Annotated in this window: 13 protein-coding genes; 8 read left to right on the forward strand and 5 right to left on the reverse strand. The window is 64.9% G+C overall.

Annotated elements, in window-relative coordinates:
- Positions 1–25: 25 nt before the first annotated feature.
- The 3 genes from ACEQZ0_RS07335 to ACEQZ0_RS07345 form a co-directional block, all read right to left on the reverse strand.
- Positions 26–856: a helix-turn-helix domain-containing protein gene (locus tag ACEQZ0_RS07335; RefSeq protein WP_370189835.1), complete on the reverse strand. Its 831-nt coding sequence runs from the start codon at positions 854–856 to the stop codon at positions 26–28.
- Positions 857–996: 140 nt separating this feature from the next.
- Positions 997–3,267 carry a phosphoenolpyruvate--protein phosphotransferase gene (gene ptsP / locus ACEQZ0_RS07340; protein ID WP_370189837.1) on the reverse strand — a complete coding sequence of 757 codons (2,271 nt, stop codon included), beginning with the start codon at positions 3,265–3,267 and terminating at the stop codon, positions 997–999.
- Between the two features lie 71 nt (positions 3,268–3,338).
- On the reverse strand, positions 3,339–3,494 hold the full coding sequence (locus ACEQZ0_RS07345) for a YdcH family protein (protein ID WP_370189839.1): 156 nt from the start codon (positions 3,492–3,494) through the stop codon (positions 3,339–3,341).
- A 166-nt stretch (positions 3,495–3,660) separates the two neighbouring features.
- Between ACEQZ0_RS07345 and ACEQZ0_RS07350 the strand changes: the two genes are divergently transcribed.
- On the forward strand, positions 3,661–3,870 hold the full coding sequence (locus ACEQZ0_RS07350; protein ID WP_370189841.1) for a YdcH family protein: 210 nt from the start codon (positions 3,661–3,663) through the stop codon (positions 3,868–3,870).
- A 91-nt stretch (positions 3,871–3,961) separates the two neighbouring features.
- Positions 3,962–4,417 carry a DUF1465 family protein gene (locus ACEQZ0_RS07355; protein ID WP_370189842.1) on the forward strand — a complete coding sequence of 152 codons (456 nt, stop codon included), beginning with the start codon at positions 3,962–3,964 and terminating at the stop codon, positions 4,415–4,417.
- On the opposite strand, the gene ACEQZ0_RS07360 is transcribed toward ACEQZ0_RS07355, so the two are convergent.
- Positions 4,418–5,881 (reverse strand): glycerol kinase, encoded by a 1,464-nt coding sequence (locus ACEQZ0_RS07360; RefSeq protein WP_370189844.1) that lies wholly within the window; start codon positions 5,879–5,881, stop codon positions 4,418–4,420. It abuts the gene before it with no gap.
- A 62-nt stretch (positions 5,882–5,943) separates the two neighbouring features.
- Here ACEQZ0_RS07360 and ACEQZ0_RS07365 point away from each other — a divergent pair, with 62 nt between their 5' ends.
- The 6 genes from ACEQZ0_RS07365 (at position 5,944) to ACEQZ0_RS07390 (ending at position 12,912) form a co-directional block, all read left to right on the forward strand.
- Positions 5,944–6,816, forward strand: coding sequence for an MBL fold metallo-hydrolase (locus ACEQZ0_RS07365; protein ID WP_370189846.1), 873 nt, complete (start codon positions 5,944–5,946; stop codon positions 6,814–6,816).
- The gene (locus ACEQZ0_RS07370; protein ID WP_370189847.1) at positions 6,801–7,484 is read left to right on the forward strand and encodes a DUF4230 domain-containing protein; all 684 of its coding nucleotides are present in this window, start codon (positions 6,801–6,803) and stop codon (positions 7,482–7,484) included. The genes ACEQZ0_RS07365 and ACEQZ0_RS07370 overlap by 16 nt, the downstream gene beginning before the upstream one ends.
- Positions 7,485–7,566: 82 nt before the next feature.
- On the forward strand, positions 7,567–8,337 hold the full coding sequence (locus tag ACEQZ0_RS07375; RefSeq protein WP_370189849.1) for a hypothetical protein: 771 nt from the start codon (positions 7,567–7,569) through the stop codon (positions 8,335–8,337).
- A 69-nt stretch (positions 8,338–8,406) separates the two neighbouring features.
- Positions 8,407–9,393 carry a quinolinate synthase NadA gene (gene nadA / locus ACEQZ0_RS07380; RefSeq protein ID WP_370189851.1) on the forward strand — a complete coding sequence of 329 codons (987 nt, stop codon included), beginning with the start codon at positions 8,407–8,409 and terminating at the stop codon, positions 9,391–9,393.
- A 22-nt stretch (positions 9,394–9,415) separates the two neighbouring features.
- Positions 9,416–11,536, forward strand: coding sequence for a prolyl oligopeptidase family protein (locus ACEQZ0_RS07385; RefSeq protein WP_370189853.1), 2,121 nt, complete (start codon positions 9,416–9,418; stop codon positions 11,534–11,536).
- A gap of 59 nt (positions 11,537–11,595) precedes the next feature.
- Positions 11,596–12,912: a DUF2254 domain-containing protein gene (locus ACEQZ0_RS07390; RefSeq protein WP_370189855.1), complete on the forward strand. Its 1,317-nt coding sequence runs from the start codon at positions 11,596–11,598 to the stop codon at positions 12,910–12,912.
- A gap of 4 nt (positions 12,913–12,916) precedes the next feature.
- Here the strand turns inward: ACEQZ0_RS07390 and ACEQZ0_RS07395 are convergent, their stop codons facing one another.
- Entirely contained in the window at positions 12,917–13,825 is a 909-nt protein-coding gene (locus ACEQZ0_RS07395; protein ID WP_370189856.1) for a DMT family transporter, read from the reverse strand.
- Positions 13,826–13,854: the final 29 nt, after the last annotated feature.

Genomic DNA, 13,854 nt, shown 5'->3' on the forward strand with positions numbered 1-13,854 from the left:
CCTTTCCGGGGAGGACAGAGAGGTGTCAGCCCCCGTTGGCGACGGACTCTTCGGAAGTGGAAGGCCTCTCGGCCCGGGCGAGCAAGGCGGCCGCGGTGATGGGCACGTCCTTGATCACTTCGTCATCTTCCGAAAGCTTGGGCACCGGGCGTCCGCCCACGGTTATCGCCAGGGCATAGGGTCGGCCGGTCCACACCAGCGGTCCTTCGGCATCGGCAGGAACGGTATAGCTATCGCCCTTGTTCATCTGCGCTTCGTAGAGCCGTTCGCCCGCAGCATCGTAGAACTTGACCCAGGTGCCGTCCATTTCGCTGGTGAAGACTACCGGCCCCGAGGCCGCAGGCTCCGCGTCTTTCCCGGTCGCGGCGCGCGCTTGCTGCGGCTGTGCTTCGGTCTGCTGTGCAGGATCCTGCAACGGGGCCGGCCCGAGCCCTGGTGCAAAATAGCTGCTGTAGAAAGCATAGATTCCGCCGATGAGCAGCACCGCCGCGAACAGCGCAAACCAAGCAAGGCCGCGGCCCGGGACTCGCGCCGGATCGCCTGGTTCGAAACGCGTGGGAGCCGCGCCGCGATCTTCGCCTTCGGCCAGTTCGATGCGAACCTGATCGACGATCTCGCGTTCATCGAGCCCGACCAGCCGGGCATAGGTCCGCGAGAAGCCGACCGCATAGGTTCGTGCCGGAAGTTCGGTAAGCTCGCCGTTTTCGATCGTCAGAAGGTGCCGCTGAGGGATACGCGTTTCGGCAGCGACCTGCGCCAGTTCCAGCCCTGCCGCTTCGCGCGCGCGCTTCAGCCGCGCACCGACACCGCCCGTGTCTGCCGCTGGGCTGTCTTCAATGGATTCTTCGTCGCTCATGCGGTCCCCGATAATGCGATCCCGCGGTTTTCCCGCCTCTGGTCTTGACGCAGGAAAAGCGAACCTACGGCACGCCTGTCAAGCACGCATCATAGCACAGCTGCACGCTGCCGACGAATAGAGGCGGTTTCACGACGAAATCAGTCGAGGTCGATATCGTGCTCGCTCGCCCAGGTCTGCAAGGCGCCGCGCATGTCCGGCGGCGGCGCGGCAAGCCAGCGCGACATCTGTTCGGTCAATTCGACAAGGTCGACCTTGCGGACCAGTTCCTTGATCGGCCCGACCGCTGCCGGCGTTATCGATAGGCGGCGATAACCGATACCGAGCAGCGCAAGTGCCTCGAGCCGTCGACCGCCCATCTCGCCGCAGACACCAAGCCTGACGTTGTGGCCGACTAGGTTTTGCGAAACGCGCGCCAGAAAGCGCAGAATCGCCGGGCTCAGCCAGTCGTAGCGCTCGGCCAGCTTGGGATTGGCGCGGTCGGCCGCGAACAGAAACTGCGTCAGATCGTTGGTTCCAACCGAAATGAAGGACAGTTTCGGGGCCAACAGGTCGAGCGCTTCGGCAAGTGCGGGCACTTCCAGCATGCAGCCGTATTCGATGCTTTCGGGCAGCAGCCTGCGGCGTTCGCGCAGGAACGCGAGCTGGTCCTCGAACACTTGCTTGCCAGCATCGAATTCCCACGGTTCGCTGACCATCGGGAACATGACCGAGAGGTTGCGGCCCGCCGCCGCTTCGAGCAGCGCCCGCGCCTGCGCCTTGAGCAGCCCTTCGCGTTCGAGCGAGAGTCGCAATGCGCGCCATCCCATCGCGGGATTCTCGTCACGCTCGGCCACGGCATTGTCGAGATAGGGCACGGCCTTGTCGCCGCCGATATCGACCGTCCGGAACACCACCGGCTTGTCGCCCGCGGCATCGAGGACGTCGCGATAGAGCCGCATCTGCCGGTCGCGCTGCGGCAGGGTGGACGAAACCAGGAACTGGAATTCGGTGCGAAACAGTCCGACCCCGTCGGCCCCGCTCATGGCCAGCGCGCTCATGTCGTCGCGCAGGCCCGCATTCATCATCACGGTGATGCGCGTGCCATCGCGCGTGAACGGCTCGACGTCGCGCAGCTCGGCATAGGTCGCCTGCCTTTCGCGCGTACGGGCGAAACGCGTTTCGAAGGCGTCGAGTACCTGCTGGTTGGGGCGCAGCGTGACCGTGCCCTTGTCGGCATCGAGGATCACCTCGTCGCCTTCGGCCACGCGCGTCCTGATTCCTGTGACCCGGCCGAGCACGGGTATGCCCATCGCCCGGGCGACGATCACGACATGGGCGGTGAGCGAGCCTTCTTCGAGTACCACTCCTTTCAGGCGTCGGCGATCGTATTCGAGCAGTTCGGCGGGACCCAAATTGCGTGCGAAGAGGATCGTGTCGCGCCTGAGGCCCTGCGTTGCCGCGGTGCCGAGTTGCCCCGAGACGATGCGCAAGAGGCGGTTCGACAGATCCTCGAGATCGTGCATCCGGTCGGCCAGCAAAGGATCGTCGATCTCGCGCATGCGCATGCGCGTGCGCTGCTGGACCCGCTCGATTGCCGCCTCCGCGGTCAGTCCGCTGTCGATCGCCTCGTTGATCCGGCGGCTCCAGCCTTCGTCATAGGCGAACATCTTGTAGGTCTCGAGAACCTCGACATGTTCGCCGCCCTTGCCGAATTCGGGCTCCTTGGCCATCGCGTCGATCTGGTCGCGCATCTTGTCGAAGGCGCGGTAGACGCGCTGGCGTTCGGCCTCGATGTCCTCGGCCACGACCTGGTCGATCTCGATCCTCGGCTGGTGGAACACCGCCTGTCCGGCCGCGAGGCCTTTTACGAGAGTCAGCCCTTCGAGCACGTCGTTCTCGATATGCGCGATATCGAGATCGATCGCCTCCTCGTCGTCGACCAGTTCCTTGTGTGCGATCAGCTCGGACAGGACCATCGCGGTGGTCTGCAGCGCCTCGATCTCGACATCCTCATAGCGGCGCGGCTCGACATGCTGGACGCACAGGACGCCCACCGCCCGCTCGCGATAGACGATCGGCACGCCGGCAAAGGAGTGGAACTTCTCCTCGCCGGTTTCCGGACGATAGGCGAAATCGGGATGTGCCTTGGCCTCGGCGAGGTTCAGCGTCTCGATATTCTCGGCGATGGTCCCCGTGAGGCCCTCGCCCACAGCCAGCCTGGTGACGTGCACGGCTTCGGGATTGAGCCCCCGCGTGGCATAAAGCTCGAGCGCGCCTTCGCGCAGGAGGTAGATCGAGCAGACCTCGCTCGTCAGGCTTTCGGCGATGATCTCGACCACCCGGTCGAGTTTGTGCTGGGCGTGGGTGCGCCCGGCCATGACCTCGTGCAGGCGAGTGAGGATCTGGCGGGCGGAAGCTGCGGCTGACATGGCCGCAGCCTATAGCAAATAAGTCGAAATGCGGAAGCGGGACGCGGGGCCCCGCTCCGCGATTTCCGCAATCAGCAGGAGGCGAGCTCTTCCTTGATCCGGAGCTTCTGCTTCTTGATCTGCTGGATCATCGCGATGTCGGGCGCCGGCCTCGTCTGTTCCTCGTGCAGGCGGGCTTCGAGACCGGCATGCTTGGCTTTAAGCGCATCGACATGGGATGATTGCATCGGAGTAGTCTCCTTTACGGTTGTACGACCTCAGGAGCGACTCGTGCGCAGGCGCGGCACGAGCCGCAGATCTGGTATCAAACCACAGGATTGATAATTTACAAAGCACCGAGTTGAAGGCATGCGGCAGGTCGGTCGCGACAGGCGATAGGCGGGAATGGGCGGCGTGAACGAACAGGAATTGCGCAAGAGACTGGCGCTGCTACGCAGCGAGCACCGCGATCTCGACGTGGCGATCGCGGCGCTGGGCGAGGCCGGCGCGGAGCGCGGTTTCGTCGACCAATTGCAGATGGCCCGGCTGAAGAAGCGCAAGCTGGCGCTGAAGGATCGCATCGCAGCGATCGAGGACCTGCTGCTTCCCGATATCATCGCCTGAATTGTCACCGTTTCGGTGCCCGGCGTTTCAAGGCGGGACGGGCGTGGTTAATCCGCTGGCCGCAGGCGGCGGCGACAGGTAGGATTTTCCCATGCCTGCCCGCGATCTCAACGAAGAAGTCATCGAGGACCTCTACACCGAAGCGCTCGTCCTCGCCGACGATGCACGCGCCGCCTTCGACCTGCGGTTCACCGAGCGGAGCGAAAACCCTGACGACCTGACGCGCGTCGCCCTGTCGATCGAAGGGCTGCGAACGACGACAAGGCTGATGCATGTCCTGGCCTGGCTGCTCAACCAGCGCGCATATCTTGCCGGCGAACTATCCGAGCAGCAGCTCGCGAGGTGTGGCGCCCTTCCCGAAGAGCGCGCAAGCGATGCGGACAACCTCGCGCGGCTCGAGCCCGCGACCTGCGCCCTGATCGAGGAGAGCGAGCGGCTCCATGCCCGCGTCGCACGGCTCGATCGCGACTGGCGGATGGAGCGGGTAGCGGCTCCGCCCGTGGCCGCGCTCCACGGGCGCCTGGCCCAAGCCTTCGCGATCGGCTGATCAGGCCGCGGCGAGCGCCTTCGCGTAACGCGCCAGCCGCGCCCTGCGTACCGCGTCTTCCATCTGCGGCGCAAAGCATTGCGTTCCGCCGCGCATGGCCCGCGCGGCGACTTCCAGGTTTTCGTGAATGCCGCTGCCCACGGCCGCAAGGATGGCTGCCCCGAGCGCGGTGGTTTCGACGAAGTCGGGGCGTTCGACCTCCAGATCGAGAATGTCGGCAAGGTCCTGCGCCATCCAGTCGTTGGCGCTCATGCCGCCGTCGATCCGCAGTCGCGACCAGGGTGCCCCATCGGCAGCGAAAGCTCTGGCAAGATCGTGCGTCTGGTGCGCCATCGCCTCGAGTGCGGCGCGCGCGATCTGTGCCCGACCGCTGGCGAAGCTGAGACCGGAAATGACCCCGCGTGCATCGGGCGCCCAATGCGGTGCACCGAGCCCGGCCAGCGCGGGGACGATCACCACTTCGCCGCTGTCTTCGATTGAGCGGGCGAGTGCCTCTGTCTCGTCGGCGCTGCCTATCAGGCTGAGCTGGTCGCGCAGATACTGAACCAGGCTGCCAGCGACGAAACAGGCCCCCTCGATCGCATAGGTCCGCTGTCCCGCTTCCTGATAGAGTACGGTGCCGAGCAGGCGGTTGTCCGAGCGCGGAATGTCCTGCCCCTTGTTGGTCAGCACGAAGGCACCGGTGCCATAGGTCGCCTTGGTTTCGCCGAAAGCGGTGCACCCCTGTCCGATGGTTGCAGACTGCTGGTCGCCTGCCATGCCGCAGATCGGGATGCCCGCGCCGAGGATTGCGGCGTTGCACCGGGCCAGCTGGCCATGCGTATCGACCACCTGGGGCAGGGCCGCATGCGGCACGCCGAACAATTCGCACAACCCCTCGTCAAACTGCGCCCCGTCGAGCGCCAGCAGCAGAGTCCGGCTGGCATTGCTTGCATCGGTGAGATGCGCCCCGCCCGAAAGCTTGTAGACCAGCCAGCTCTCGACCGTCCCGAAGGCCAGCGTGCCCTTCTCTGCCGCAGCCCGCACTGCCTCGTCATGGTCGAGCATCCAACGCATCTTGGTGCCCGAGAAATAGGGATCGAGCAGCAAGCCGGTGCGCCGCTGGACCTCCGGCTCGTGCCCGTAATCCTTCATGCCCGCGCAGAATCCGGCCGTGCGGCGGTCCTGCCAAACGATCGCGGGCGCCAGCGGTTCACCCGTAGTGCGGTCCCAAGCGACAACGGTTTCGCGCTGGTTGGTAATGCCGATCGCGGCAATCCGCTCGGGCGCTCCAGCCATGACTTCGCGCGCGCAGTATAGCGTCTTCTCCCAGATCTCGCCCGCATCGTGCTCGACCCAGCCGGGCCGGGGGTAATGCTGCGTCAGTTCGGCCTGCGTGACCGCTTCCATCGCGCCGTCGGGCGCAAGGATCATCGCCCGGGTCGACGTGGTCCCGGCATCGAGGACGAGGATACGATCGGCCATGCTTTCTCCCTTGCGAATGGCGGGACGTGACATGGCGCAGCCTTGTCCCCATATGCAAGGGCATGGCAGGACCTCCTCCCAAACCATGGCCGACCGGCAAGGCGATGCAGCTCGAGCCGCTAGTACGCCGCGTGCTCGCTCCCAACCCCTCGCCCTACACCTATACCGGCACGCAGAGCTATATCGTCGGCCTCGGCGATGGCTGTGCGGTAATCGATCCCGGCCCCGACGATCCGGCGCACCTGCTGGCACTCGATGCGGCGATCGGCGAGGAGCATGTCTGCGCCATCATGTGCACGCATACCCATCGCGACCATTCGCCCGCCGCGAAAACGCTCGCCGCCCGAACGGGCGCGCCGATCGTCGGCTGCGCGCCGCTGGTGCTCGACGACAGTGGTCCCCGCGCCGATGCTGCATTCGACCGGACCTACGAACCCCACCGCGTCATGGAAGATGGCGAGGCGATGACCGGCCCCGGCTGGACGCTGCGAGCGGTCGCGACGCCGGGCCATGTTTCCAACCACCTGTGCTTCGCGCTCGAGGAAAGCGACGCGCTGTTCACCGGCGATCACATCATGGGCTGGTCGACCAGCGTCGTGATCCCGCCCGATGGCGACATGGGCGATTACATGCAGAGCCTGGAAAAGCTCTATGCGCGCGAGGACCGGGTCTATTATCCCGCACATGGCGAAGCGGTGGACAAGCCGCGTCAGTTGGTCCGCGGGATGATCGGCCACCGCCGCCAGCGCGAGAGCCAGATCGTCCGCCATCTCGGAGAGGGCCCGCTTGCGGCGGCGGATTTCGTGCCGAAAATGTACAAGGGCCTCCACTCCAAGCTGCACAAGGCGGCGGAAATGTCGGTGACCGCGCACCTTATCGATCTGGAACGCCGGGGCCTTGTCGCCCGTTCGGGCGATGTATGGCAGACGATCTGAAGACGCGCGAACCCACAGTCCAAGTCGAACCGAGGCGCGACCAGCCGCTCGCACGCGTGCAGGCACTCCCGTGGCTGATCGTGATCGTCCTGCTCGCCGCCGTCGCATGGCTCGGGTGGCGGGCATTCTTTCACGATGAGGAAGGCGACCCGGTGGGCAGCGCGATGCTGGCCTTCGAGAAACAGAATTCACTGACCGTCTTTGCCAGCCGCTTCGAGGTCGTCGCCGAAAGCGTGAACACGACCTCTGTCGGCCCGCTCGACCTGGCCGAGACGCGGCAAGCCTCGATCATACCCGCGAATGTCGAATACCGCGTCGACCTTTCGGGGATGGGGCGTGAGCGGATGAGGTGGGATGCGGACAGTGAAACGCTCTCGGTCGTCCTGCCCCCGCTCAGGATTTCGCGCCCCAATCTCGACGAAGCGCAGGCGAAGACCTTCACCGAAGGCGTCTGGGTGACGCGCAATGCCAGCCGCGAGTTGAATCGCAACAACTCGCTCCAGGCCGAGCGCAAGGCGGCGGCCTTCGCCAAGAACCCCGAGGTGCTCGCCCTCGCGCGGCAGGCAGCCAAGGAGGCAGTGCGCCAGAACCTTGCCATTCCGATGCAAGTGGCCGGTTATGGCGACGTGACAGTCGACGTGCGTTTCGACGGCGAGCAACCGTCCTGATTTGACGCTCGCCATGTGCCGCGATAGTTCGGAATCAAAACAGCATGCGGTCGCTTGGGCTTTGAGGGAGGACCATGGGACCATGGCAACGCTTGCCGAACAACCGCCGCACACCGCTGCGCGCGAACACCGTTTTTTCCTGATTGCAACCTGGCTGCTTGCCGCCATGACGGTGGGTGGTTTCGCACTCAATCTTGCGGCCGGGCGATCGAGCTTCGACGTGCCGCTGGTCTACCACCTCCACGCCTTCGTCTTCATGGGCTTTGTCGGGATCTATACCGTCCAGGCGACGCTCGCTGCATCGGGCAACATCGCGCTGCACAGGCAGCTCGGCCAGATCGCGGTAGTCTACATCCCGCTGATGCTCGTCCTGGGCACGTGGCTGACCTTCGAAACGCTGCAGGTGCTCGGCGGTCCTCCGTTCTTCGCGCAGAGTGAATTCCTCGTGGTCAATCTGTTTCACCTTGCGGCATTCGGTGTGCTGTCCCTCTTCGCGTTGCGAATGCGCAGGCAGAGCGACTGGCACAAGCGCCTGATGTTCGGTGCGATGGTCACTGTCAGCATCCCCGGGATCGCGCGCCTTTTGCCGCTCCCCTTCCTCGTACCTTACGTTTTCCCTGCCATATTCGCGGCCGCCGCGCTGTTCCTGATTGCCGGCATGGTGATGGACAAGCGGGTGCATGGCACGGTGCACAAGGCCTGGTGGTGGGCGCTGTTCGGCCCGATCGCGGCCATGGGGCTGGGTGAAATCATCGGCGCGACCGGCTATGCCAGAACCTGGGTCGCCGGCCATGTTGCGGGCACGCCGGGTGGCGAGCGATCGCCAGACCCGTTCATGCCACCGGGTTTCTAGGGTGGAACGCCCTCGCCTTCCCGTCCGTTCGGGCTATAGAGGCCCCAAAAGGACCAGACGGGACACGTAATGACCGCACAGACCGACCTGCCGACCGGACAGGATTTGCTCGCCGAGATCGATCGCCTTCGCAAGGAGAAGAACGCGATCATCCTCGCGCATTACTACCAAACCGCCGACATTCAGGACATTGCCGACTTCGTCGGCGACAGCCTCGAGCTTTCGCGCAAGGCGGCGGAAACTGATGCCGACGTCATCGTGTTCTGCGGCGTCAAGTTCATGGCCGACACCGCCAAGATCCTTAGCCCCGAGAAGATCGTGGTGCTGCCCGACATGGATGCCGGCTGCAGCCTCGAGGACAGTTGCCCGCCCGAGAAGTTCAAGGCCTTCCGCGAGGCGCATCCCGACCATATTGCGCTGACCTACATCAACTGCTCGACCGAGGTGAAGGCGCTCAGCGATATCATCGTCACCAGCTCGAGCGCCGAGACGATTATCAGCCAGATTCCCGAGGACCAGAAGATCATCTTCGGGCCTGACCGGCACTTGGGCGGCTATATGAGCCGCAAGTTCGGCCGCGAAATGCTGCTATGGCCCGGCGTGTGCATCGTCCATGAAGCTTTCAGCGAAACAGAGCTTCTGAAGCTCAAGGCCCAGCACCCCGACGCACCCGTTGCCGCGCATCCCGAGTGCCCGCCGACCATCGTCGACCATGCCGATTACGTCGGCTCGACCAGCGGCATCCTCCAGTTCGCCAAGACTTTCGAAGGCGATACGCTGATTGTCGCGACCGAACCGCACATCATCCATCAGATGGAAAAGGCGCTGCCCGAGAAAAACTTCATCGGCGCGCCGGGTGCCGACGGCAACTGCAGCTGCAACATCTGCCCCTACATGGCGCTGAACACGATGGAGAAGATGTACGCCTGCCTGCGCGATCTCGAACCGCGGATCGAGATCGAGGAAGGCCTGCGGCTCAAGGCCAAGCAAAGCCTCGACCGCATGCTCGAAATGGCGAGTGGTACGATCGGCAAGGGCGATCTCGGCAAGGTCTAGAAACACTCAGGGAGAGAATATCATGGTCGCACGCTTGGCGCTGGCCGCCGCGCTCGCACTTACCGCTGCGCCGCTCGCGGCACAGGAAAGCGACGCGGAAGACCCTTACATCTGGCTCGAGGAAATCCAGGGCGAGAAGGCGCTGGCCAAGGTCGATCAGTGGAATGCCGATACCGAGGCGGTACTGACGGTCCAGCCCGAGTACCCGATCGCCAAGGCATGGGCGAAGCAGATCCTCGACGACACGCGCCAGATCGCCATGCCCGATGCGATCATGGGCGACCAGGTTACGAACCTGTGGCGCGATGCGGACAACCCGCGCGGCCTGTGGCGCATTTCCAGCCTCGACAGCTACATGGCGGGCACACCCGAATGGCGCGTGCTGATCGATGTCGACCAGCTCGGCAAAGACGAAGGCGAGAGCTGGGTCTGGCATGGCGCCAATTGCCTCGCGCCGGACTACACCCGCTGCCTCGTCTCGCTCAGCCCGGGCGGGACGGATGCCGACGTGGTGCGCGAGTTCGATGTCACCACGGGTCAGTTCGTCGAAGGCGGATTCACGCTTCCCGAGGCCAAGTCGAACGTCGCCTGGTTCGACAAGGACACGCTGTTCGTCGGCACCGACGAAGGCGATGGGTCGCTGACCGACTCCGGTTATCCGCGTCTCGTCAAGCTGTGGCAGCGCGGCACCGAGTTCTCCGACGCCCGCCAGGTCGCCGCAGGTGAGCAGGCCGATATCAGCGTCTCGGGCTTCTCCGTCCTCGACGGCGACAAGCGCTGGCGCTTCATCAATCGCAGCCCCAGTTTCTGGACCAATGAAATCGCGCTGGTAACGGACGACGGGGCAACCATCTCCCTGCCGCTGCCCGCCGACGCCGAGTTCGAAGCCGTGCTCGGCGGGTTCGTAATAGCCAAGCTCAACTCCGAATTCGAAACCGCCGACGGCACCGAACAGCCCGGCGCGCTGCTCGCCTGGTCGCTTGACGATGTGCAGCGCGGTGCAGATTCTGCACCCTTCACCATCTTCCGTCCCAGCGAAACGCAGGCGGTGGAACAGGTGGCGGCATCGGAAACCAAGCTGTGGATCAAGGTGCTCGACGACGTGTCGGGCAAGCTCATCGAGCTCTCGCCCGGCAGTTCGAGCTGGACACCGCGCGCAATGGACCTGCCCGCCAACAGCACGATCCAGATCGCCGAGACCAGCGGCAAGGGCGACATGGCCTTCGTCACGGTCGAAAGCATGCTCACCCCGCCGACACTCTATGCGGTGCCGAGCGAAGGCGATCCGGTCGCCATCGCCAGCGAACCGGCGCAATTCGATGCGAGCAAGTTCACCGTCGAACAGAAGTTCGCCACCTCGAAGGACGGCACCAAGGTTCCCTATTACCTCGTCCGCCCGAAGGGTGCCGAAGGCCCGCTCCCAACGCTGATCCACGCCTATGGCGGATTCCGCGCGGCGCAGACGCCCAAATATTTGACTGCCGAGCCCTATCGCAGCGGCCCGCTGGGCCTGTTCTGGGTCGAGAGCGGCAATGCCTATGTCCTCGCCAATATCCGCGGTGGGGGCGAATATGGCCCGCGCTGGCACGAGGACGCGCTACGCGAGAAGCGCCAGAACAGCTTCGACGACTTCCACGCCGTGGCTGACGATCTCGTCGCCAACCGCCTCGCGAACCCCGGCCGCATCGCCGCCTCGGGCCGGTCGAATGGCGGTGTGCTGGTGGGTGCGGTGGCGAACCAGCGCCCCGACCTCTACGGCGCGATCATCTCGGGCAGCCCGCTGATCGACATGCGACGGTACAACAAGCTGCTCGCAGGTGCCTCGTGGATGGCCGAATACGGCAATCCCGACGTGGCCGAGGACTGGGCCTTCATGAAGGAATGGTCGCCCTATCAGAACATGAGCGATCAGCCCGGCGTGCCCGCGGCGTTCTATTATCTCTCGACGCTCGACGACCGCGTGCATCCCGGTCATGCGCGCAAGGCGGCGGCCAAGCACGAGGCGTGGGGCCAGACATTCTATTACCACGAATATCGCGAGGGCGGGCATTCGGTGGGCGCCGATCACGAGGAAGACGCCAAGCGCGCCGCGCTGCTGCTCGCCTATCTCAACCGCGAGATCGGCTCGGGCGCCGAGGACTAAGGCACCCAATCGCCGCTCGCGCGTTCACCTCCTGACGACAACAGTCAGGGGGTGGGTGCTTGACCGCCGACATACGCTTCTTCTGGGCGCGGCTGAACGCGAACTACTGGTTCTACCCCGCGTTGTTCTCGATCCTGGGCGGCGTGCTCGCCTTTACCATGGTCTGGATCGACCGCGCGGGCTTCGCCGAATTCCTCAACGAGGTGGACTGGATCGTTCCAGCGCGCCCCAAGGGCGCGGCGGACATGCTCACCGTGATGGCGGGCAGCATGATCGGGGTCGCTTCGACGGTGTTCTCGATCACCATTGCTGCAGTCGCCTATGCCAGCGGCAATTACGGCCCGCGCCTGCTGACCAATTTCATGGAAGACCGCGGCAACCAGCTGAGCCTGGCGACCTTCATCGGCAGCTTCGTCTATGCGTTGATCGTGCTGCGCGCGGTCCGCGCCGAAGACGAGACTCCGGCCGCTGCGGCGGATGCGGCGGCCACGGCCCTGCCCGGCTTCACTCCGCAACTCTCGCTGCTCGTCGCTTATGCGCTCATGGGACTATGCGTGGCGGTGCTGGTTTTCTTCCTCAACCACATCCCCTCGAGCATCCGCATCAACAAGGTGCTCGAAGGCATCGGCGAGCGCCTGCTCGGAGCGATCCGCGACACCTATCCGGTGGAGGAGAATTTTCGCAACGCCGTGCAACCTGTGGGGGGCCAGTCGCTGACCGCATGGCGAGCCGGCTATGTCCAGCTCATCGACTTCAAGGACCTTTCCAGGATCGCCCGCGATTCTAGCTGCACGCTTTCGCTGCGAGTCCGCAATGGCGACTTCGTTCACCGGCACTCCGCCCTGGTGGATGTGCGGGGCAGCGAGCCCGAGGCAATCGAGGATCGGGTGCGCGAATGCTTCACTCTTGGTTCGACCCGGACCCCCGAACAGGATCCGCAGTTTCTGATCGACGAACTGGTGGAGATCGGCCTGCGCGCGCTATCGCCTGGGATCAACGACCCGTTCACTGCAATCACTGCCATACACTGGCTGGGCGCCGCCACGGCCGAAATCGGGCGCCGCGATCTGCGCAAGGACATCTGCGACGACGAAACCGAGGATTGCCCCGTCATCCCGTTGCCCGACGATTTCGGGCACTATGTGAAGCGCGGCTTTGGTGCTATTCGCAGCGCGGTGGCCAGCTCGCCGATCGCGGCGGAGGTCATGCTCGATACGCTCGCCAACGCCGCGGCACCGATCAACCACGAAGGGCGACAGACACTGCTCAAGGAGCAAGCGGAAAAGCTCGCCCAGCAGGCACGCCTCATCCTCGTCGGTCCCGATCTCGAGCGCTTCGAGGAGCACTTCATCGAGTTCAACCGGACTTTCTGGTAGCGTCTCAGCGAACCCGGCCGACCTTGCCCGGCACCCGCGCGAGAACCAGCGCCGCACCGACCAGAACCATGCCTAGGATATCGAGCGGCAGCAGGAGCTCGCCGAAGACCAGCCAGCCGACCAGCGCCGCCACGGCCGGCTGGGTGAGTAGCGCCATACCGATGAGCAGCGGCGGGAAGTGCCGCAGCGAAAAGACAAGCAGGCCCTGCCCGACAACCTGGCTGCTGAGCGCAAGGACCAGCACCGGGGCCCACCCCGCGGCGCCCGGCCACACAGGCTCGCCCGTCGCCAGCGCCAGGACGAGCAGCAGCGGCGAAGCCGCAAGGCTCACCAGCAGCAAGACCGCCCATGGGCCCAGCATCGATCGAGCGCGCTGGGCGGGCAAGAGGTAGAAAGCGTAAAACAAGCCCGCCGCGAGGCAGAATAGGTCTCCGAGGAAAGTGGTCGCGGAGATTTCGAGGCTACGCCCGAGGAGGATCGCGGCGCCCGCCAGTGCCGCGACGACACCTGTGGCTTCTTGCCCAGTCGGCGCGCGCCGCGCCGCGACCAGGCCCCAGACCATCAGTATCACCGCGCCCGCATTGCCGAACAGCGTGGCATTGGCGAGCCGGGTCCGCTCGATTCCGATGTGCCAGCTGGCGAGATCGAAGGCGAAGAAGGTGCCCGCGAGCATGCACAGCAGCGCGAGCTTGCGATCGAGCGGGCCGACCGATCGCCCGCGCCACGCCAGGAGCGCCAGCAGGGGAAGCGGCAACAGCAGCCGCCAGAAGGCCGCCGATACAGGGCCCGTATCGGCAAGGCGGACCAGCCATGGGCCCAGCGCCAGGGCCAGGTTTCCGCCAATCAGCGCAGCATAGTGCCACGCGCCGGCCTGAAAGCCATTCTTGTCCGGCGAGGCGGTTGCGCGGTCCATGACCCGCCCCTAGCTCAATGGCCAAGTCG

This window comes from Qipengyuania sp., from assembly GCF_964227205.1.
Taxonomy (GTDB): Bacteria; Pseudomonadota; Alphaproteobacteria; order Sphingomonadales; family Sphingomonadaceae; genus Qipengyuania.